21 protein-coding genes and 1 pseudogene are annotated in these 20,452 nt (G+C 68.7%); 15 read left to right on the top strand and 7 right to left on the bottom strand.

Annotation, left to right across the window (positions count from 1 at the left end; all coding sequences use genetic code 11):
* Positions 1 to 268 precede the first annotated feature (268 nt).
* On the bottom strand, positions 269 to 2,653 hold the full coding sequence (locus ACZ63D_RS18295) for a class III lanthionine synthetase LanKC N-terminal domain-containing protein (protein ID WP_465355466.1): 2,385 nt from the start codon (positions 2,651 to 2,653) through the stop codon (positions 269 to 271).
* A gap of 316 nt (positions 2,654 to 2,969) precedes the next feature.
* On the opposite strand from ACZ63D_RS18295, the gene ACZ63D_RS18290 reads away from it, so the two are divergent.
* The 4 genes from ACZ63D_RS18290 (at position 2,970) to ACZ63D_RS18275 (ending at position 5,037) form a co-directional block, all read left to right on the top strand.
* A complete protein-coding gene (locus tag ACZ63D_RS18290) occupies positions 2,970 to 3,335 on the top strand; it encodes a hypothetical protein (RefSeq protein WP_465355465.1) in 366 nt (121 codons plus the stop codon).
* Positions 3,319 to 3,720 carry a hypothetical protein gene (locus tag ACZ63D_RS18285; protein ID WP_465355464.1) on the top strand — a complete coding sequence of 134 codons (402 nt, stop codon included), beginning with the start codon at positions 3,319 to 3,321 and terminating at the stop codon, positions 3,718 to 3,720. Before ACZ63D_RS18290 ends, ACZ63D_RS18285 begins: the two co-directional genes overlap by 17 nt.
* Positions 3,721 to 3,876: 156 nt before the next feature.
* Positions 3,877 to 4,590, top strand: a complete 714-nt coding sequence (locus ACZ63D_RS18280; RefSeq protein WP_182893801.1) for a S1 family peptidase — start codon at positions 3,877 to 3,879, stop codon at positions 4,588 to 4,590.
* Positions 4,591 to 4,671: 81 nt separating this feature from the next.
* Positions 4,672 to 5,037, top strand: a complete 366-nt coding sequence (locus tag ACZ63D_RS18275; RefSeq protein ID WP_465355463.1) for a DUF427 domain-containing protein — start codon at positions 4,672 to 4,674, stop codon at positions 5,035 to 5,037.
* An 18-nt stretch (positions 5,038 to 5,055) separates the two neighbouring features.
* On the opposite strand, the gene ACZ63D_RS18270 is transcribed toward ACZ63D_RS18275, so the two are convergent.
* Positions 5,056 to 6,102 (bottom strand): LysR family transcriptional regulator, encoded by a 1,047-nt coding sequence (locus ACZ63D_RS18270; protein ID WP_465355462.1) that lies wholly within the window; start codon positions 6,100 to 6,102, stop codon positions 5,056 to 5,058.
* Positions 6,103 to 6,511: 409 nt separating this feature from the next.
* Between ACZ63D_RS18270 and ACZ63D_RS18265 the strand changes: the two genes are divergently transcribed.
* Entirely contained in the window at positions 6,512 to 6,772 is a 261-nt protein-coding gene (locus ACZ63D_RS18265) for a hypothetical protein (protein WP_465355461.1), read from the top strand.
* Between the two features lie 1,048 nt (positions 6,773 to 7,820).
* Here the strand turns inward: ACZ63D_RS18265 and ACZ63D_RS18260 are convergent.
* The 4 genes from ACZ63D_RS18260 to ACZ63D_RS18245 form a co-directional block, all read right to left on the bottom strand.
* Positions 7,821 to 9,095: a hypothetical protein gene (locus tag ACZ63D_RS18260; protein WP_465355460.1), complete on the bottom strand. Its 1,275-nt coding sequence runs from the start codon at positions 9,093 to 9,095 to the stop codon at positions 7,821 to 7,823.
* Position 9,096: 1 nt separating this feature from the next.
* The gene (locus tag ACZ63D_RS18255; protein ID WP_465355459.1) at positions 9,097 to 9,705 is read right to left on the bottom strand and encodes a DUF3558 domain-containing protein; all 609 of its coding nucleotides are present in this window, start codon (positions 9,703 to 9,705) and stop codon (positions 9,097 to 9,099) included.
* Positions 9,702 to 10,112: a hypothetical protein gene (locus ACZ63D_RS18250; RefSeq protein ID WP_465355458.1), complete on the bottom strand. Its 411-nt coding sequence runs from the start codon at positions 10,110 to 10,112 to the stop codon at positions 9,702 to 9,704. Before ACZ63D_RS18250 ends, ACZ63D_RS18255 begins: the two co-directional genes overlap by 4 nt.
* Positions 10,113 to 10,271: 159 nt before the next feature.
* On the bottom strand, positions 10,272 to 10,868 hold the full coding sequence (locus ACZ63D_RS18245) for a TetR/AcrR family transcriptional regulator (protein ID WP_465355457.1): 597 nt from the start codon (positions 10,866 to 10,868) through the stop codon (positions 10,272 to 10,274).
* A 79-nt stretch (positions 10,869 to 10,947) separates the two neighbouring features.
* Here ACZ63D_RS18245 and ACZ63D_RS18240 point away from each other — a divergent pair, with 79 nt between their 5' ends.
* From ACZ63D_RS18240 to ACZ63D_RS18230, 3 genes are all read left to right on the top strand, one after another.
* On the top strand, positions 10,948 to 11,694 hold the full coding sequence (locus ACZ63D_RS18240) for an alpha/beta fold hydrolase (RefSeq protein ID WP_465355456.1): 747 nt from the start codon (positions 10,948 to 10,950) through the stop codon (positions 11,692 to 11,694).
* Positions 11,695 to 11,794: 100 nt separating this feature from the next.
* Positions 11,795 to 12,166: a YciI family protein gene (locus ACZ63D_RS18235; protein ID WP_465355455.1), complete on the top strand. Its 372-nt coding sequence runs from the start codon at positions 11,795 to 11,797 to the stop codon at positions 12,164 to 12,166.
* Positions 12,163 to 13,368 (top strand): RNA polymerase sigma factor, encoded by a 1,206-nt coding sequence (locus ACZ63D_RS18230; protein ID WP_465355454.1) that lies wholly within the window; start codon positions 12,163 to 12,165, stop codon positions 13,366 to 13,368. The genes ACZ63D_RS18235 and ACZ63D_RS18230 overlap by 4 nt, the downstream gene beginning before the upstream one ends.
* Positions 13,369 to 13,400: 32 nt before the next feature.
* Here ACZ63D_RS18230 and ACZ63D_RS18225 read toward each other — a convergent pair whose 3' ends face one another.
* A complete protein-coding gene (locus ACZ63D_RS18225; protein ID WP_465355453.1) occupies positions 13,401 to 13,844 on the bottom strand; it encodes a MarR family winged helix-turn-helix transcriptional regulator in 444 nt (147 codons plus the stop codon).
* An 88-nt stretch (positions 13,845 to 13,932) separates the two neighbouring features.
* Here ACZ63D_RS18225 and ACZ63D_RS18220 point away from each other — a divergent pair, with 88 nt between their 5' ends.
* The 7 genes and pseudogenes from ACZ63D_RS18220 to ACZ63D_RS18190 all read left to right on the top strand — a co-directional run bounded on the left by ACZ63D_RS18220 (position 13,933) and on the right by ACZ63D_RS18190 (position 20,448).
* The gene (locus tag ACZ63D_RS18220) at positions 13,933 to 14,076 is read left to right on the top strand and encodes a hypothetical protein (protein WP_465355452.1); all 144 of its coding nucleotides are present in this window, start codon (positions 13,933 to 13,935) and stop codon (positions 14,074 to 14,076) included.
* A gap of 12 nt (positions 14,077 to 14,088) precedes the next feature.
* A pseudogene (locus ACZ63D_RS18215) lies at positions 14,089 to 14,379 on the top strand (SgcJ/EcaC family oxidoreductase); the annotation flags it as partial.
* A gap of 37 nt (positions 14,380 to 14,416) precedes the next feature.
* The gene (locus ACZ63D_RS18210; RefSeq protein WP_465355451.1) at positions 14,417 to 14,926 is read left to right on the top strand and encodes an NAD(P)-dependent oxidoreductase; all 510 of its coding nucleotides are present in this window, start codon (positions 14,417 to 14,419) and stop codon (positions 14,924 to 14,926) included.
* A 43-nt stretch (positions 14,927 to 14,969) separates the two neighbouring features.
* Positions 14,970 to 16,577 carry a fatty acyl-AMP ligase gene (locus tag ACZ63D_RS18205; protein WP_465355578.1) on the top strand — a complete coding sequence of 536 codons (1,608 nt, stop codon included), beginning with the start codon at positions 14,970 to 14,972 and terminating at the stop codon, positions 16,575 to 16,577.
* Positions 16,570 to 16,827, top strand: a complete 258-nt coding sequence (locus ACZ63D_RS18200; protein ID WP_043837971.1) for an acyl carrier protein — start codon at positions 16,570 to 16,572, stop codon at positions 16,825 to 16,827. The genes ACZ63D_RS18205 and ACZ63D_RS18200 overlap by 8 nt, the downstream gene beginning before the upstream one ends.
* Position 16,828: 1 nt before the next feature.
* Positions 16,829 to 17,161, top strand: a complete 333-nt coding sequence (locus tag ACZ63D_RS18195) for a hypothetical protein (protein ID WP_465355450.1) — start codon at positions 16,829 to 16,831, stop codon at positions 17,159 to 17,161.
* On the top strand, positions 17,161 to 20,448 hold the full coding sequence (locus ACZ63D_RS18190) for a WXG100 family type VII secretion target (protein WP_465355449.1): 3,288 nt from the start codon (positions 17,161 to 17,163) through the stop codon (positions 20,446 to 20,448). Before ACZ63D_RS18195 ends, ACZ63D_RS18190 begins: the two co-directional genes overlap by 1 nt.
* Positions 20,449 to 20,452 lie beyond the last annotated feature (4 nt).

Genomic DNA, 20,452 nt, shown 5'->3' with positions numbered 1-20,452 from the left:
GCCCACCGAACGGAACAGCCCCGGTTTCTATCACGAACGAGGGCCTCGTGGTTCCGCTGAACGAGCCGCTGAACGCCGTCTTGACGGCGATTACCGACGGTAGCGGCGAGGTTCTCCGACGTTTTCCGAGGCCCTGGCCCTGACTGCGGATTTCGGACCAGCGGGCTGGGCTGAATGAGTGATTCAAAAAGTGTCCGGAGACTCATCGGCGTCCCGCGCGGTGGAACATCGATTAATTGACATGTCGACAACAACTGTCCACTGTGGACTAATGCCGGACTCGCGGGGTCGGGCCGAGGAACGGGAGCAATTCGGTGCCGTCCTGGAGCGCGGCGAGAGTGCGCAGGACTCCGGCGCCGCCGGTGGCGACGTCAGCGGACAGTCGTAGCAGGCCGGTGCCGGGGAAGGCAAGGCCGCCGCGGAACGGGACCGCGTACCAGGAAAGCCGCGTCAGATGCCGGTCGATCGCGTCCTGGGTGCGCCGGTCCGGCGTGCTGCTGAAAGCCAATCCGGCGGCGAGCCCGCAGCGGCCGTTCAGCAAGCCGGGATGGAGCGCGAACTCCCCGCGGCACGCGACGCGCAGCGCGGGCAGGCTGCGAGCCGCCTTCGCGTCGAAGCGGTACCGCGCCAGTTGTTCGGTGACGATCAGGATTCCGGCGCTGCCGATCCCCGCTCCCCGGCGCGAACCCCGGTTGCCGTCGCGGACCGGCAGCGAGCCGTCCAGTGCCGGGACGCATTCCTCCAGATCGCGTTCGAGCGCCTGATCGGCGAACGCCAGCCAGGCCGGCTCGCCGGTGCGTTCGTAGAGGCGCAGGAACAGCAGCGCCGGGCCGGACCAGCCGTACAGCAGCCCAGCCTGCGCGGAGGCGCCCGGCGGTTCCGCGGTGTCCAGCGCCTCGGCGAGCCGGATGCCGATGTTCAGCGCCTGCCTGCCGAACTCGTTGTCCCCGCGGGTCGCGGCGAAATGCAGCCGGGTCAGGCCGATGCCGGCCAGGCCGCTCGCGAGATCGTGGCCGACGGTCTGGTCGACCAGCGCGCGCGAAGCGGCGAGAAGATCGCCCGCGGCCTTCCGGTAGCCGAATTCCTCCAGCACGTAAGCGATTCCGTGACTGCCGTCGTAGAAACCCGCGCGGCTGGGCGGGATCCCGTCGATCGCGTCGAGCAGCCACTGCTCGTGCTCGGGGAAGCGGCCGGCTCCCGCGACGTGCAGCGAATGCAGGACGCCCGCCGCGCCGGTGCCGAAGGTCGCTCCGCCGACGCGGAACTGCTCGATGTCGCCGGGGAACAGGCGATCCCGGCGCTCCGGGGTCGCGCACGCCAGCAGGGTCTCGGCGATCTGTTTGCGCACCAGGGTCCAATCGGGGCGGGGTTCGTCGAGTTCGGTGTGCGCCGACTCGGCTGGCGGCGCGATGCTGTCGGCATATCCGGCGGGCAGCGAGAACCGGCGTTGGGTCAGTTCGGCCGCCCAGCGGAGGCGTTCGGGCACCAGGTGATAGAGCGGAGCCAGCGGGAGGAACAGGCGCAGCCGCAGCGCGGTGTCGTCGCGGTCGAAACCGGTCAGCGACACCGTGCCGGTGCTGTCGACCAGGAGGTTGCGCGGGTTTTCGAGGGTGACGCCGCGTTCGGCGGCCTGTGCGACGATGCGGTCGACTTGCGCCAGCACGCACAGCGCCTGTTTGCGGTAGGCGGCGAGGTCGGTTTCCGGGCAGTCGCGGCGGGTGAGCGGGTAATTCCGGGTGAGCCAGACGTCCAGCGCCACGCCGGGCCGGTACTCCCGCACCAGGTAGTGGCGCTGTCCGGAGAGGTAGGCGTGGATTTTCGGGATGCCGCGGATTCCGGCGAGCCGCTGAAGGAGGTCGCGCTTGCGCTCGAGCCGCGCGACCGCGTCGACGCCGTCGCCGTCCAGTCCGGTGTAGGGCCAGGCTTCCTCGACGAGCACCTGCTCCCCGCCGCGTTCGGCCAGGTAGACGGCAGTGCCGTGGGCTTGGCGGAGTACTTCGGCGACCGGATGCGGCGGCGTCGGCGCGTCGGTGTACTCCGCGACGCAGTCGGGGATCCGGACCCAGTTCGGCACGGAGAACTCCGGGCCTCGCGGTGCCGGTTCGAGCGCGCTGCTCGGCCTGCGCAGGGCGGGCACGCGAGCGCCGCCGTGCTCGGTCCACAATTCGGTGAATCCACCGTAACGCACGTGAATCGGGCATTCCCCGCAGCGGAGCGCACCGTCGATATCCGGCCCTGGCTCGCCGGTGAGCAGTTCGGAAAGATCATCGAGGATCTGTTCGAGCGCGTTATTGTCGGCTGGATAAATAGTGGCCAGCGCACCGGTTCCGCCGGTGGTCGGGTATTCGGCGTTGCGATCGAGGAAAATCGACCGGGAACGCAGGTGCCGGTGGTGCAGCCGGTGGCTCCGGCAGTACTCGCGGACTCGGTCCAGTACTCGGTCGAGGTTGCCCGGGGCTGCGGAAATCTCTACTGTCCAGCCTTGTTCCGGCAAGGCGACGCCGGACGGGCGGAGATAGCGCCAGTGCTCGTTCTCCTCTGTTGTCCATAGTGGACTGTAGGGTGAGGCTGCCAGGTCGTCGGCGGATATTTCCCGTCGGCGGTCGAAGAACCACGGATCGGCGAGGCAGAATGCCTCGTGCCGGATGTTCATAAAAGTGGATCCTTCCGCGTTGCGCTACCCCGGTGCCCCGGTGACGGAAACCATTCCCGCACAGCTTCGCCGCCGCGCCAATCCGCCATTTCAGCGTTCGGCGGCCCAGGCGGGGCGAGGATAAATCCGGCACTGGCGAACCGAGGGTGATTTCCCGTCGCCCGGTCGAGCGGGTTTTCCGTGGCATTCGGGAATTGACGGAATGCCAGCGACCCGTTCCGGTGAACGTGGCCCCGGCCACCCCGTCCGACCCTCGCCCGTCCGGGCCGGCAGGCGAGGCGGGTACGTTGACCCCGGCGGGCAGAAGGAGGAACGGGTGATCGTCGGGTTCGCGATAGCCGTCGCTGGATGCGCGGCGCTCGTCGCGCTGTGGAGTTTCGTCCAGGCGGCGCGCAAAAAACTCCCGGACACCCCGTTGCTCGTCGCGCTCGCCGTGATCGAGCTGCTGCTGGTCGTCCAGCTCGTGATCGGGATCGTGCTGCTCGCCGGCGGCCACCATCCGGGCAGCCTCGCGACCTACCTCGCCTACCTGATCGGCTGCCTCGTGGTGCTGCCGGTCGGCGCGGCGTGGGCGCTGGCCGAGCAGAGCCGGTCGAGCACGGTCGTGCTCGGCATCGCCTGCCTGGCCATTCCGGTGATGGTGCTGCGACTGAACGAGGTGTGGAGTGGAGCAAGCGCGTAAGACGGCCACCGGCCCCGGCCGCGTCCTGGTCGCGGTGTACGCCATCTTCGCCCTCGCCGCGACCTCGCGGGCGGGCGTCCAGATCGGCACGAAGTTCCACGAGGCACCGCTGGCGTACCTGCTGTCGGCCTTCGCCGCACTGGTCTACATCCTGGCCACGATCGCGCTCGCCCGCGGCGGCCGGACGTGGTGGCGGATCGCGCTCGCCGCGTGCACGGTCGAGCTGCTGGGCGTGCTGACCGTCGGCACCCTGAGCATTTTCGACCGGCAGGCGTTCCCGGACGCCACGGTGTGGTCGGTGTACGGGCAGGGCTACCTCTTCATCCCGCTGGTGCTCCCGGTGATCGGCCTGTACTGGCTGCGCCGGACGCGGGACGCGGGCTGAGGAACAGTACGCGGAACTGTCCGTAGCGGCGGCGGTCGCGGAAGAACAGGTGGTCCCCGGCTACTTTCGCCGGTTCTGGTTCCCGGGCGAGGCCTTGATGATCGAGGCCCCGTCCCCACCGGAACCGCGGCGACGAAGCCGCAGAAACGAGAGACCATGCGTTTGCGCACCTGTTTGCTCGTGCTCGCTACCGCGCTCGGCCTAGCCGGATTCGCCGGTCAGGCCGCCGCTTCCAGCGGGCCGACCTCGACCCCGGCGATCATCGGCGGCGGCTACGCCTCCAACGCCCCGTGGGCCGCGCGGCTGTTCGTGAACGGGCAGCAGAACTGCACGGCCACGATCATCGCGCCGCAGTACATCCTCACCGCGAAGCACTGCGTCGCCTCCAGCGGGACCTACACCTTCCGCATCGGCAGCCTCGACCAGAGCAGCGGCGGCACGATGGCCACCGGTGCCGCGATCACGCGCTACCCCGGTGCCGCTGACCTGGCCATCGTGCGGCTGTCCAGCTCGGTGAACGCGACGTACTCGCCGCTCGGCACGTCGACCGACGTGCGCGCCGGGCAGACCGTGCAGGTGTACGGCTGGGGCGCGACGAGCCGCTGCGGTTCGGAGATCAACTGCCAGTCGCGGTACCTCAAGGTGGCCAACGTGCGCGTGACGACGCCGTCGTGCAGCGACTACGAAGGCGGCGTCGCGGTGTGCGCGACGTACGGCGACGGCATCACCGCGGGCGGCGACTCGGGCGGCCCGATGTTCGCGTCCGGACGGCAGGTGGGCGTCGCGTCGACCAGTGACCGGCAGAGCAGCACCGCCTACACCAACATCACGCGGTACCGCAGCTGGATCTCGCAGGTCGCGGGCGTCTGAGGTTTCCGCGCCTGAATTTGTCGGTGGTCCGGCCTAGGGTTGGTGGTGCGCAGCGCTTCCGTTGCGCGGAGGAGGAGAACCATGCCCGAGAAGCTGATCCCGGGGCCGGACCACCCGATCACCGTTGAGCCCAACCCCGCGCGGGTGGTGGTCAAGGTGGGCGAGAGAACGATCGCCGACACCACCCGCGCGCAGGTGCTGCGGGAGGCCAGCTATCCGCCGGTGCAGTACATCCCGCTGGAAGATGTCGACTTGGCGATGCTGTCGCCCACCGAACTCCGGACGCACTGCCCGTACAAGGGCGACGCGTCGTACTACAGCCTCGCCGCGGTGCCGGACGGCGAGAACGCGGTGTGGGTGTACGAGGAGCCGTACGACGCGGTGGCACCGATCAAGGGACACGTCGCGTTCTATCCGGACCGGGTGGAGATCGAGGAGGTCGGCTGAGGGCCCTTCGCTTCGCGGCTAGCGCTCGACCTCGAGCCAGGACGCCTCCCCGGCCTGCTGCAGTGCGTTCCACAGCAGGTTGAGCGGATGGCTGTCCGGGTACGAGGATCGTTCGCCGCGCCGGGCGAACACGCCGACGAGCAGTTCGAGTTTCGGCTCGATGTCGTCGACGAGCCCGATGGTGCGCAATCCGGAAGCGGCGTGCAGGCGATTTTCGCCCGCGGCCTCGCCGAGGCCCTGGGTGACGAGCATGCAGCCGTTGATCAGCCCGGAACGGAGCAGTTCGAATCCGTATTGCGCGGAGTCGATCTCGGCTACGATGTCGAGCCGGTTGCGGTAGTCGGAACCGAACCAGCCGCGCATAAAGTCGTTGATCACGCCGCCGCTGGGCACCACGAGCGGAAGCGTCGGCAATTGACTGGTGGCGACGGACTCCCCGGGTTTCGGAGTGTCCATATTGGTCACGATGCCGAGCCCGCTGCGCCGCCATTCGAGCACGTCGACGGAGTCGAGCGCGCTGGTCGTGACGACGCTGCCGCAGACCAGGTCGACGTCCTTGGCCAGCAGGCGGTCGATCAGGTCTTTGGTGCGCACGTGCACCACGTTCAGCTCGATGTCGCGGGCGCGGAACTGCTCGGCCACGAGATCGCCGGCGTGGGCGAGGCTGCCGAGGGTGTAGCGGGTCGCGCCGACGGTGAGCGTCCCGCCGAGTTCGCGACGGCATTCGTGAATGGTGTCCAGCCATTCGGTGAGCGTGCGGCGAGCTTGCTGTGCGACGGCGCGTCCAGTGTCGGTAAAAAGCACGTCCCGGCCGCGGCCCTGCCGGTGCAACAATGGTTCTCCGCACAATTCGGAGAAATTGCGGTTGAGAGTGTCGAGCTGTTTTTGCACACTGGACTGATCGCGGCCGAGCGTACGGGCCGCAGCGAGGGCGGTTCCGGTTTCCGCGACCGTGATCAGCGTGCGCAACTGGTCGAACGTCGTGTCGAGCAGGGCAGGCGACGAGCGCAGGAGCCTGCTGAGCACGTTGAACGACGGCGACCGGAACGGGCTGGGTGCGGACATCTGACAGGACTCGCCCTTCATTCGCTTCTCGGACGCCGGAGAGCTTATCCCGGCGTTGCTGATCTCGCGGCCAGTTAAAAAAATCTGTAGATAATATCGGCGAACCTGTGGACGGCGCAAGCAGTAGGCGAGAAACTGCGTGACGCTTGATTCGATTGCTGATCCAAGGAGTTCGACCGAAGTGAGTTCGTACGGTTCCACCGGTGCGCGACGCTCTCGCACCCTGACCGCAGGCCGGGGCGGGGGCGGTTCGGCGCGATGGTGCTGGTGGGAGGTGAGGGCCTGATCCGTCCGCTGGTGCGGGCCGCTGAGTGGTTCCGAGCGGTCTGCTGACGGCTGACCGGGATCGCCATGTCGTCGCTCATCAGCCGCGCTGGAATTTGGCTGGTCATCGGCCCTGGTATCGGCCGTGATGGTCCTCGCCGCGCACAACTGGGCGCGGGCGGTGCTGACGGTCTTCGGCCTGCGGGGCCGGATCGTCCTGGACCCGCCGCTGACCGCCTTCGTCGCGCTCGCGGTGCTGAGCCTGCTGGCGGTGCTGGTAGTGCGACGGCTGCCGGGCGCTAACGGCGGTCCGGGCGCGGAAGAGCGAGGTGATCGCTCGGAAGGCCGCGGCGTTCGGGGCCTGACGGTTCTCAAAGGGGACGCGGTGTGCGGGCGGCACGTCTGAGGGGTCGTGCCGCTCGGGAGCCGAGGTGGTGCCGAAGGGGCGACTGTGTTGGGGCAGTGGCTGAGGGCGGCGAACGCTTCGGTGGCAGCGTTGGGAGGGGCGTGGTTCGAGGGGGTGCGCTTGAGAGTGGCTGTTCGCGAGGCGTTGCTGGAGGGGCGGTGCCTCGACGATGGTGCTTGAGCTGGGCCTGTCTTCGAGGGCAGTTGCCGGGGAGGGTGACGCCCTTGAGAAGGAACGCGCGTGAGCGAGGGTGCCTGAGCTAGGCCTGTTTCGAGGGGGCCGTTGTCGGGGAGGGCAACGGCTCTGAGGAGGGAAACGCGCGGATGAAGGTGCTTGAGCCGGGTCGGTCTCGAGGGCGGTCGTCGGGGAGGGTGATGCCCTCGAGAAGGAGAGCGCGTGAGCGAGGGTGCCCGAGCTAGGCCTGTTTTGAGGGGCGTTGCTGGGAAGGGCGATGCCCCTGGGAAGGAACGCGCGTGAGCGAGGGTGCCTGAGCTAAGCCTGTTTCGAGGGGCGGTTGCCGGGGAGGGCGACGTTTCTCGGAAGGGGCGCGTGGGTGACGGCACCTGAGCCGGGTCCGTTTTGAGGGGCGTTGCGGGGAGGCGATGCCCCTGAGAAGGAACGCGAGGGTGCCTGAGCTGGGCCTGTTTCGAGGGGCGGTCGTCGGGGAGGGCGACGCTTCTCGGAATAGGGCGTGAGTGAAGGCACCTACGCCGGATCCGTTCGAGGGGGACGGACGCTGGCGAGAGGCAACGTCCCTGACGGGACTAGCGATCGCGCTTGCGGCGGGTCCGCGTGCGGGCCAACGCTCGAGGGAAGACGGCCGCTCGTGCGACGGTGGCTCTGTTGGGGAACGGTGTCGGACGGGCACCGTTCGAGGGGGCCAGTCGTCGGGGGCAGCGCTTGAGGGAAGCGCTGTCTAAGGGAGTGCCGTACGAGGGGGAGTTCCGCCTCGCCGTCTTATGGGCGGCGAGGCGGGACCCGCGTCACCGAGCTGCCGAACGGCGCGGCCGTTTGACCGTTGCGCAGTGATCCGGCCGATCGAATGGCTTTACGCCCCGAGGGTCGGCGGAGTCGGACGCATGCCGGTTTCCGGGTCGACGGCGGTGCCATCGTCGGCGAAGAGGTCTACATCCAGAACGTACTTGCGTTCATGCTCTTCGTCTTCTTCGTTCTTGCCCCGTTGGGCACCGGGCGCCGCCGCGCCGGACAGGCCTTTCCCGCCGGGGGCACCACGTTCCGCGGCGAGTCGGGAAGTCGCGCCTTCGCTCGCACCGGCACCGGACCGGGGTCCTGCCTCGCCGCCGATACGGCCGGAACTGCCGCCGGGTTTGCCGGAGCCACTACCTGGGCGTCCGGGACCGCCTTCGCTGCCGGGGCGTCCGGAGCCGCTGCCGACGCGGCCGGAACCCCCGGAACCACCGCCTAGGCGTTCGGAAATTCCGCCGAGACGTCCATCGCCGGGGCCGCCGATCGGGGTGATGCCGAATTCGTTCCCCGGGTTGGGTGCCGAGGGAAGCCTCGTTCCGCCGCGCCACGGGTTGTCCACGTTCGGCCCGGAGGCTGGCGGCGGGGTGTATCCGGAAGTGCTGGTGTGGTCGTTTCCCGTGCCAGGCAGGACATTCGCGGTCGAAGAGCTGGCCGGGGGAGCGCTGTAATGCGCGGCTCCCGGGCTGAACGTCGAGCCAGTCCCGCCAGGGGAATGGTGCTGGCCGCTGGGAGCAGTCGGACCGGGCTGGGGTTTCGTCTCGGCGGTGGGGTGCTGCTGGATGGTCACGTCGCCGCCGTCGTAAGCGCCGATTTTGCCGTAGTCGACCTTGAGCTGCTGGGTGTTGCCTTGGGTTTCCGAGGTGAATTTTTCGTACGTATCAAGGTTTTTCTGCTGCGCGGTGTCGTGCTCGATGAGCTTCGACATGACGTCCGCGTTCATCAGCCCGACCGTGGGCGTCGGGTCGGCGGTGGGTGCGGGCGGGATCGACGTCAGCTGATTCCGCAGGTTTTCGTGCATGGCGATGCCGGTGGCGTGAGTGTTTTCGTTGGCAGCGAAGGCTTGCTGCGCGTCGATCGCCGAGGCACGCACCTTGCGCAGGCGTTCGGCGACGAGGTCCGCGCCTTGGCCGGTCCAGGACCCCTCCAGCTTCGTCAACGTCCCGGACAGGTCCTGGCTGAGCGTTTCCAGTTCGCTGCCCACCTCGTGCGCGTAGGTCGCGCCCGTGTGCCAACTGCTGGGATCTGAGGCCTGTACCTCCTTGACGATGTCCTCGATCGGCACCGTCAGCTCCTGGTGCTTGTCCAGGTACTGCTTGATCGGCTCCCAGAATTTCATGTCACCGGCCGGCTTTCTGTTTCAGCGTGGTGATGACGTTGTCCGCGACGGAGACCGCGAGCGGGCATGGGTCGATCTTGTTGAGCTTGGTCTCGCCGGGCGCGGCTTCGACCATGAAGGAGAGCTGGTCGGTGACGCCCACGTTGACATCGCAGGAGTTCGTGATGGGGCCGGGCTGGGTGCTGTAGGCGACTGCGGGGAAGCCCTGGATGGGCGGGAGCACGTCGAAGCGTTTCATTTGCGGCCGGACGTTGGTGTAGACGTTGCTGAGGCCGTCGTTGTCCTTGCCGAAGAACGACAAACCGATCCGGGCGTGGGTGTCCGGGCTGATCCAGTCGCAGCTGGGGACCGCGGAATTGTCCGGCTTCCCGGGCACTGCCGAGCCGAGCTGAAAAGTGAGTTGCTCAGGAGTGAGTGCTTGGCAGGGGCCGTCGGAGAACACGGTGTCGGGGAGCGGGTTCTCGACCTTCGGGGCGCCACCGTAGGGCAGCGTCTGTGACGGCGGCGCGGTGGCCGGTGCCGAACTTGTCGCGGTGCCGTTGGTCGGCGTCGAACAGCCGGCGGCCAACGCGGCGAGGGCGAGCACTCCGACGATCGTGCGCGGGTTCATCCGAAATTCCCTCGAGAGCCGGTGGCGGGATTGGTTTTCCCGACAGCTGCCGCCTGGTCCTGGTCGCTCTGGCCGATCGCGGCCAGTGCTTTCCTGATCCGGTCGATCAGTTCGGTGACATAGGCCAGCTGCAAGTCGATGTGCCCGCCGCCATAGGAAAACGCGCCCAGTTTCCCGCTGCCGTCACCGACCATGGCGACGTGCATCGCCATGGTCGACGGGTCTTTCGAAGGCGGCTTCATGCTGCACAGGGTGGACACCTTGCGCTTCATTACTCCCAACCTGTCCTGGTAGCCGAGCAGCTCTTGAAGAACCTGCTTAGCGACGTCGATGTCCAGCGAAAACCCGTTCTTCGCAGGTCCGGGATCGGCGGGGTGCAAGATCGAGAACTCGACGTCCTCCCACACGCGAAGCCCTCCCCATGTTCGGTGTCATCAAATGCAGACAGCTAACAAAGTAGCTGATCACTCACTGCCTGTGTGACGTTCTCCGAAATGCGAAAAGTAACTAGACATAAATACTCTAGGCACAATTTCTATAAGACCCAAAGAATGCGCAGTACAGGCCTAAGACAACGCCCGCTTCCACACATCGACCGCACACCGGCACAGTCGGGCAGGCTCCACCGCCTCTGGGTCGAGCAGGTATTGCAGCGCGACGCCACGGAGCTGCCCGACGATGGCCACCGCGAGTTGTCCCGGGTCGGCATCGGCGCGGATGGTGCCTTCGGTGATGCCTGCGGAGATCTCCTGGCGCAGGTCTTCGCGGAAGGCTTGGTCGCGTTCGCGGAAGATCGGGGCCAGTTCCGGGGCGGTCATCGATTCCGCCCACAGCACCAGGAAAGCCCGGCTCGGCACGTCTGGCTGAGCTAGTTGCGCGAGGTATCCGTCGATCAGCCGCAGCAGTCGGTCCAGGCCGGGCGGCGCACCATGCAGGTCGGGGACGAAACCGGTTTGCGTGGTGCGGGCGAGGTGTTCCAGCAGCGCCTGTTTGCTGCCGAAGTGGTGGGTGACCAAGCCGCGGCTGTACCCGGCGCGCTCGCCGACGCGGGCCAGGGTTACGGCGCGCACGCCTTCCTCGACGACCAGCTCGGCGGCGGCTTCCAGCAAAGCGGCCGACGCCTGGGTACGGCGTTCCTGCTGGGTGCGGCGCGGCGTGGTCACGGGAAGAAACCCTACAACATACTTGCCAGCCAACAAGCAAGTCTGCGTAGAGTGTGGACACCGAGAGGGAGGAAGTCCGATGACCGCAGTTTTCGTCCACGGCAATCCGGAAACCGCCGCGGTGTGGGAGCGGTTGCTCGCTGAGCTGGGCGATCGATCGACGGTGTGCCTGTCCCCGCCCGGATTCGGCGCCCCGTGGCCGGAAGGGTTCGGTGCGACGGCTGTTGAGTATCGCGACTGGCTGATCGCTGAGCTGGAGAAGTTCCCCGAACCGGTCGATCTGGTCGGGCACGACTGGGGCGGCGCGCATGTGCTCAACGCCGTCATGGCCCGTCCGGAGCTGGTGCGCACCTGGGCCAGCGACACCGCGGGCGCGTTCGACCCGGATTACGTCTGGCACGACCTCGCGCAGGGGTGGCAGAAACCGGGCGTCGGCGAGGAATCCGTAGCGGCGATGTTCGGTGCGCCGGCGGAAAAGCGGGCTGAGCGGTTGGTGCTCGGCGGAATGCACGAAGCGGTGGCCGCCAAGGTCGCCGCGGGGATGAACGACGACATGGCCCGCGCGGTGCTCCCGCTCTACCGGTCCGCGGCGCAGCCGGCGATCGCGGAGTTCGGCCGGGATCTCGAACGCGCGGCGGAGCGTCCGGGGCTCGTCGTGCTCGCGACCGAGGACCACTTTGTCGGGACGGACGAGCAACGCCGCCGGTCGGCGCGGCGGGCCGGGGCGAAGGTCGCCGTGCTGGAGGGGCTTGGGCACTGGTGGATGACGCAGGACCCGGTCCAGGGGGCACGAATCCTCACGGAGTTCTGGGAAGCATCCGCCTGAGTGCCAGCTAGTGATGCAGGTCACATATGGTCGATGTCCAGGCGCCGCCGCCGTCTCCGACCACTCCCCGTAAGACCCCGAAACCACGAGGAGCAAGACGATGAAGTTCCTGATCAGCCTGCACATCAACCAGTCCGTTCTCGACGCGCTGACCGACGAGGAGAAGGAAGCGCTCGGCAACGGCGTCAACGCGTTCATGGAGTCGACGAAGAAGTCCGGCGAGCTGATCGCCGCCCAGGCGCTGGCGGATCCGTCGCAGGCGGCGGTGGTGTCGGTGCGGAATGGCCAGCCGGTGGTGACTGACGGGCCGTTCCTTGAGTCCAAGGAGTTCCTCGGCGGCTACTACCTCCTCGACGTCGAGAGCAAGGAGCGCGCGATCGAGCTGGCCGCGCAGGTTCCGGACGCCGCGATCGAGGGGCTCGGCGTGGAGGTGCGCCAGGTGATGTTTTCGGAAGGACAATTGGAGGCGTGACTTCTCCTTCCGTCGAGGACCTGCTGCGCGAACTCGTGCCGCAGGTCCTTGGCGCGCTGGTGCGCCGGTATGGCCAGTTCGAGGGCTGCGAGGACGCGGTGCAGGAGGCGGTCCTCGCGGCTTCGCAGCAGTGGCCGGTCGAAGGCGTGCCGGACAATCCGCGCGGCTGGCTGTCGACGGTCGCGTCCCGGCGCTATATCGACCAGCTGCGCAGCGACCAGGCGCGCCGCGAGCGGGAGCTGGCGAACGCCGTCGAGGCCGCGCCGGAGGTGCCGGACACCGACGACACCCTGCTCCTGCTGTTCCTGTGCTGCCATCCGGCGCTGACCCCGGCGTCGCAGACCGCGTTGACCTTGCGCGCGGTCGGCGGGCTGACCACGGCCGAGATCGCCCGCGCGTTTCTGGTGCCGGAGGGCACGATGGCCGCCCGGATCAGCCGGGCCAAACAGCGGATCAAGGCGGCGGGCAGCTCGTTCCCCGGCACGGAAGGACCGGAGCGGCTGGCTGTCGTCCTGCAGGTGCTTTACCTGATTTTCAACGAGGGTTACACCGCGTCCTCCGGTAGCGACTTGCACCGCGCTGACCTGGCCTACGAGGCAATTCGCCTGGCCAGGATGGTGCACGCGCGGCTGCCGGACGACAGCGAGGTGACCGGTCTGCTCGCGCTGATGCTGCTGACCCACGCTCGCCGGACGGCTCGCACGACGCCGTCCGGCGACCTGGTTCCGTTGGCGGATCAGGACCGCACGACGTGGGATCGCGCGATGCTCGACGAGGGCACTGAGCTGGCGAAAGCGTCACTGGCGGGTCCGCAGCTGGGGCCGTATCAGCTGCAGGCGGCCATCGCCGCGACGCACGCGGACGCGGCGACCGCGGAAGAGACCAACTGGCGGCAGGTGCACGCGCTTTACCTGATCCTGGAACGGATCGCGCCCAATCCGGTGGTGACGCTGAACCGGGCGATCGCGCTCTCGGAAACCGAGGGGCCGAATGCCGGGCTCGCGTTGTTGTCCACATTGGACGATGAGGAACGGATGGCGGGGCATCACCGGTTGCTCTCGGTGCGGGCGCATTTGCTGGAGAAAGCCGGGGATCTGCCTGGCGCGTACGAGAACTACCGGCTGGCGGCCAAGGCGACGGCGAGTATCGCGGAGCAGCGTTTCCTGACGGCTCGGGCCAGCCGGGTGAAGCCGCGCCCGTAACGGGCTGCCTTGGCCCGGCGCCGCGTGGAAGGTCAGCGTTCGGTGAGCTGATCCGTCGCGTGCTGGTAGGCGTCGGCGGCTCGGGCGAAGTAGTCGAACAGAACCGCCACCTCTTCCGGACGGTAGCCGCGCAGGATCTCGCCGATGCTGGCGCGAGCTGGGGCGAGCGCCTGGTCCAGCCCCTCGGGCTGGTGAAGCGGCTGGACGACGACCTTGCGCCGGTCGTCGGGGTCCGGGGCGCGGCGGACGTAGCCGCCCTCTTCGAGGCGGTCGACCAGACGGGTGGTCGGGCCGGTGGTCAGTCCGGCCATGCGGCCCAGCTCGCTGGGGGTCATCGCGCCGTGCAGTTCGAGGATGTTCAGCGCGTACAGGTCGGTCGCTCCCAGCCCGACAGCTCGCGCGCTGGCTTGGGAGTGCAGCAGCACGGCGCTCAAGTAGCGCCGGTAGACCGCTGACGGATCCTCGGCTGTTGACATCCCGGCTCCTTCCCCATAATCTCTTCCTCAACGAAGAGAAATCTTCAACGCAGTTACTTCTCTGACGAAGATACCATGGGGAGACATCATGAACGCACTGGACACCGACGTCACCGCCCTCACTGCCGTGCTGGATCGGCTGGTCGCCGCGTGGAATAGCGCGGACGGTGCCGCGTACGCCGCGGAGTTCACGTCCGACGCCACCTACATCACCTATGTCGGCACCATCTAACAGGGCGCGGATGAGATCGGCCGGGCGCACCAAGCGCTCTTCGACAGCTTCGTCAAGGGCACGCGGCTGTCTCACGAGGTGCTGAGCATTCGCCGCGTCGGACCCGACTCGGCGCTCGTCGTCACCCGGGGCGCGACCAGCAAGGGCTCGAAGCCCGCTGAGCTGAACAAGGTCCAGACCTACAGCCTGGTCCGCACCGCGGCCGGGTGGAAGGTCGCGGCCTTCCAGAACACGAAGCGCAAGCCGTTGCTGGAGGCGGTGTCCTTCAAGTTCCAGCCGGCGAGCAAACCGGCCGCCGCCTGACCGGGCGAGATAGCACAAGGACCGCGCAAGGAGCGCCATGTCTTCGCTCGCTGTCGTCGCCGCGACCGGGCGCACCGGCCGGCTCGTCGTCGAACACGCTTTGGCCGCCGGGCACGAGGCAGTGGTTTCCGCGCTCGGCTCGACCGGCCGCGGCCCCACCACCGTTTATTCCGCCGGGACCGCTGGCATCGTCTCGGCGTTGCCGCCCGGCGCGCGGCTGGTGGTGATCTCCTCCGCCGGTCTCGCGACGCCGCCGGACGCCGGGCCGGGCGCGCGGGCGGTCGCCCGGATCCTGCGCTGGGTGCTGCGGCATCCGTATGCGGACATGGCGCGGATGGAGAAGTTGCTGGCTCGCACCGGGCTCGCGTGGACCGCGGTGCGCCCGAGCGGGCTGACCGACCGGCCGGGGACTGGCCGTCCCCGGGTTTCCATCGGCTCCGCCGAACGTGTCGGCCCGCGCACGGCTCGAGCCGATTTGGCCGCGTACGTGGTGGATCATCTCGACGATCCGCGGGTTTTCGGCCGGGTGGTCGCGGTCTCGTCGTAGCGGGTAGCTTCGCGGGGTGTCTCCTACGGTGCCTGCCGAGGTCATGCGCGTCTCGATCGTGGACCGGCTGTTCGCCCGCGCCGACGACGAACGGCCGCTGTTCACTCACCAAGACCACAACCGCGGCGTCGAGCACACGGTGACGTGGGCGGAGTTCGCCGCCGAAGTCCGCGTCGTGGCCGGGGAATTGCGCCGGGTCGCGGAGCCGGGCGAGCGCGTCGCGATCCTCGCCGGACAGGAACTCGCTTACCCGCTGGCGTTTTTCGGCGCTCTCGCCGCCGGGATGGTCGCCGTTCCGCTGATGCTGCCGGGCAACCGCGCGCAGGCCGACCGGCTCGCTGGGGTCCTCGCCGACTCCGGTGCGCGAGTGTGGGCGACGTCGTCGGCGGTCGCGGCGAAGGTGCGCGAGTTCAGCGATCCCGGCGCTCTCGTGGTGGTCGACGAGCTGTCCGGACCCGGCATCGACCCCGTCCGCGTGGCCCCGGAAAGCCCGGCCTACCTGCAGTACACGTCCGGGTCGACGCGCGAACCGGCGGGCGCGGTGATCCCGCACCGGGCGATCGTCGCGGCCTGCTGGCAGGCCAGCCAGGCCTATGCCTCTGACGAGCAGACGACCTGCGCCGGCTGGATCCCGTTCTTCCACGACATGGGCCTGATCCAGCTGCTGTGCCTGCCGGTTTACGTCGGCGGCCGCTCGGTGTTCATGTCTCCGGCGGAGTTCGTGCACCGGCCGCAACGCTGGCTGCGGCAGATGTCGGACTACCCGGCCGTCTTCACCGCCGCCCCGAATTTCGCCTATGACCTGGCCGCAGAGGTCGGTGCAGAAGAGGACCTCGATCTCTCGGACGTCCGGGTCGCGCTCAACGGAGCCGAGCCCGTCCGGCCGCGCACGGTCGAGCGGTTCCACGAAGTGTTTGGCCCGCGCGGGTTCCGCCCGGAAGCGCATCGGCCGTCGTACGGACTGGCCGAGGCCACGGTGTACGTCGCGAGCGCGGGAGAAGAAGGGCCGCGCGGCGCGGTGCTCGATCGGGAAGCCCTGGCTCAGGGCCGTGTCGTCGAAACGCCGGACGGCCAGCCGGTCATGTCGGTGGGGCGGCCGGTCGGGCAGCTCGTCCGGATCGTCCACGACGGACACGAGCAGCCCGAGGGCGAGGTCGGCGAGATCTGGGTGCACGGCCCGAACGTCGCGTCCGGCTACTGGGGCCGCGGCGACGTGGACGCGTTCGGCGGCGTCCTCGACGGGCTCGACGGCTGGCTGCGCACCGGCGACCTCGGGGTGTTCCACCGCGGCGACCTCTACGTCACCGGCAGGCTCAAGGACCTGATCGTCGTCGACGGCCGCAACTTCCACCCGCAGGACCTCGAAGCGGCGGCGGGCGAGGCGCATCCGGCGATCCGCCGCGACCGGGTCGCCGCGTTCGGCGTCGCCGACGAACAGGGCGAGGGCGCGATGGTGGTCGCGGAATGGGCCCGCGACGCCGAAGCCGAGGTCAAGGACGTGACCCGGGCCGTGCTGCGAGCGGTGTCGAGAGAGCACGATCTCACGCTCCGTGCGGTACGCCTGGTCCCTTCTGGCGGACTTCCGCGCACTTCCAGCGGGAAGGTCGCCCGGTCGGCCGCCAAGGCGCGTTACGGTGGCGTCCGTGGGTGATCACTGCGCCGAGGTCACGAAGGTCGTCAGCGACACCTTCCGGCTCGACCCGGCCCTCGTCGTGCCCGACGCTCCGCTGGAGGAGCTCGGCATCGACTCGAAGGGCCGGATCCGGCTTCTCGCGGCGCTGGAGATCTACTACGACGTGTCGATCGATCTGGACGAGCTCGATCGGTTCACCGACGTGGAATCCGTGGCGGACGTGCTCGCGGAGGCACTGGCAGCTAGCCGAGCTGAGGAGAAGCACTGAAATGAGCGGTGGGGGCGGGTACACCGCGACAACCGAAGCGTTGTCGAAGGCGTCGAAGAAGATCGGTGACCTGGCGGAGAAACTCCTTGACGACAACCCGGATCTGGAGAAATCCGAGCTGACGAAGGAGAAGTTCGGCCGGGTGCACCAGGCACACGCCGACAAGTACCTCGAAGGGGCCAAGCAGCTGTGGGACGCGGTCTCCGGCTACAGCAAGGCCCTCGAATCGTTCGGCACGAACATCAGCACCGCCGGGTCTGCCTACGGCAAGAACGAGGACAACCAGTCCGGGGTCATCACCAAGACCGGCAACGGCGTCGACGGGATCCTCTGATGGCGGACGACAAGCAGCCTAAGACGTGGGCGGATGTCAAGAAACTGCTCGACAACTCGGCAGTGCCGCCGGAGATGAAGGACGGGCTGCTCCGGGCGTGGGTGAACGAGCACCCGCGCCCCGAGGGCGAAGAGGGCCAGGACGTCGCGAAGTACATCAAGGCGTACGGGCGGACATTCTTCCCCATCCCGAGCAACCCGTTCGCGGCGCCGAGCGGTGGCCCGAAGCTCGAGCAGATCTACGAAGAGGCCCGGCAGAAGGGCCAGCAGAACAGCTACAACCAGGACGAGAAGAAGAAGGAAGTCGACAAGGGCAAGGGCGAGCTCGACAAAAAGCAGCCGCCCGCCCCCGGCGAGGGCAAGGACGCCGCGGCCACCGGCACGAAGACGTCCGACGAACTCTTCGACCCCGCGGCGGCCGCACTGCGGGTGTTCGAGACCTTCGGCGGGCTGCTCGAGAAGATTCCCGACGACTGCAAGGGAAACACCCGCAAGCTCGACCTCGACAAGGACATCCGCGGACCGTTCGACGAGCAGCGCGGGATCAGCTTCGAGGGATTCATCAACGACGCCATGCATTTCAAGCACGGCTCGGAAACGGTGAAGTCGACGCTGACCGAGACGGGAACCGAACTCGGCACCCTGTTCGGCACCTGGACCGGAGCCGGAGCCGACGCCGCGTCGGACCGGTACAACGAGAGCATCCAGAAGAAGGCCGCGAAGCTGGGGGACGACCTCAGCCACGCCAGCGAAGCGACGCTGCACACCACGAAAACGCTGTTCGACCTGTGCAAGGGGAAGGCCGACCAGGTCATCGCGCTCTATCGCGATCAGGTCGGCAAGGCCGACTACACGATGGCGCAGAAGGTCATCGCGGTCGCCAACGGCGAGCACGGCAGCATCGACGACCTGGCCCAGATCGCCGGCTGGATGGACTACAACTTCGGCACCAACCTGGTCGACACCCTCAACGACCAGGGCTGCTGCAACGACGACGAGATCCAGAGCCACGGCAAGGACCTCGCCAAGCAGTGGATCATGAACCAGTTCAACCCCGACATGTGGGACACCATCTACCTGGGGTTCGAGAAGGCCTGCAAAGACGCCAAGGACCTCGTCGACAAGGCTTATGACGCCCTCGACAAGGAAATGGGCAAGATCAAGAACAAGTTCGAGGGCGCGAAGGACGGCGGGGCCGGTGGCTCGGGCGGTCCGGGTGGTCCTGGGGGTGGCGGTCCCGGCGGTGGCGGTCAGGGGCCGGGTGGTGGCGGTCAGGGACCGGGCGGCAAAGGGCCGGGTGGCCAGGGCGGCGGCTACGGCGGGGGCCAGGGCGGTTCGGGCGGCGGTTCGGGCGGTGGCTACGGCGGCGGAACCGGTGGGGGAACCGGGGGCGGGTCCGGTTCGGACACGCCGCAGGGCGACCACCCCGGCGGCTCTGGCGGCGGCTTCGGCGGGGGCACTGGAGGCGGCACTGGAGGCGGGTCCGGTTCGGGCGGCGGGTCCGGCAGTGGTTCCGGTGGGGGCGGCGGGAAGGTTCCCGACCTCGACGTTCCGTCCGATTCGCCGGGCGGCGGCCCGCTCGGCGGGGGCTCTGGCGGCGGTCCCGGTGGCGGGACTGGCGGCGGCGGACCGGTGGACGGTCCGCCGATCAAGACCGATTCCGGCGGCGGTTCCGGCCCTGGCGGGTCCGGTCCGGGTGGCTCTGGTCCGGGCGGTTCCGGTCCCGGTGGTGGACAGGACCAGCACCAGTCCGAGGAAGAGGCCCGGCAGAAGGCCGAGCAGGAGGCCAAGCAGAAGGCTCAGGCGGAGGCCAAGCAAAAGGCCGAAGCCGCGATGGAGTCGTTGAAGAAAGACTCGCTGGGCAGCCACGGCGGGGGCAGCCTCGGCGGACCGGGTGGTTCTGGCGATCCCGGCTCGACCGGCGGCGACGGCAAGGGCCCGGACGGCAAGGGGCCAGACGACAAGGGGCCGGACGGCAAGGTCCCGGACGACAAGATCCCCGGTGACAAGGGCGGCGGCGGTTCCCCTGGCGGCGGCGGTCCGGTCGACGGCCCGCCGATCAAGACCGACCCCGCCGACGGCGGACCCGGCGGCGACGACAAGCCCGGCGGTGACGACGGCAAGGGCCATGACGGCAAGCCGGGCGACGACAAGCCCGGTGACGACAAGAATCACGACGGCAAACCCGACGACGGCAAGCCGGGTGACCACGACGGCAAGCCAGGCGACGACAAGGGCCACGACGGCAAGCCCGACGAAGACGGCCGGGATGTCCTCAAGGTCAAGCAGGGCGACAAGACGTTCGAGATGTCCGAGCCGGACCACGACGGCAAGATGGACATCAAGATCGGCGAGGGTTCCGGGCCGGTCAAGGACTTCAAGATCGACTGGTCCGACGACAAACCCGGGCACGACGACAGTGCCGGGCAGCATGGCCCCGACGAGGTCCACCACCCCGGGCCGGACGGCAAGATCCACCTGCGCGACGGCGATGTGAAGATCACCGCCGAGCGTCCGGACGGGCCGGACGGGCCGACCGTCGTCACGGTCGACGACGGCAAGGGCAACCCCACGACGTACACCCTCGGCGAGGAGGACAAGCCGCAGGGCGTGCGCCCGATCGACCACGTCCCGCAGATGCCCGACGACACCACCGGCCGGCACCACGCGGGCGACGGTCCCGGCCAGCATGGGGACGACGGTCCCGGCAAACCCGCTGGTGACCACAAGGGCCCGGAAGGTCCTGGACACGGCGGAGCCAGCCCCGGCGGCAGCCACTCGGCGCCGGTGCACCCGATGGAGGGCGGCCCCGGTCCGGAAATCTCGCACACTGGCGGTCCGGGCGGCGCTCATTCGGTGCCGTCGCACTCGGGTGATCCAGTTGGTGGGCAGCCGTTGCATCACGGTGTCCCGGGCGGCGGTCCGGGTCCGGAGATCTCGCACACTGGCGGTCCGGGCGTGCCCGCGGGCGCACCGAGCGCTTCGCTGCACGGCGGCCCCATGGTCGGCGTCGACAGCACGCCGGTGTCCGGCACCCACACCGGCGGCGGGTTCTCGTCGCTAGCGGGGGACCACGCCGGTCAGCCGGGCCAGTCCGGCAGTTCCGGAATGCCCGGCATGGGCCCGATGGGCGGCGGGCAAGGCGGTGGCGGCGGCGGTGGCGACACCGAACGGCGCGCGGCGTATCGCGTGGAGGGCGCGGTCTTCGACAACCTCGGCGAGCCCGCCAGCCGGATCACTGGTTCACTCGACGATGACGACGACGCGCCGATCATCCGGACCAGGTAGGAGC

This window comes from Amycolatopsis sp. NPDC104775 (assembly GCF_055583325.1).
This window is presented reverse-complemented; position numbering and strand designations above follow the sequence as displayed.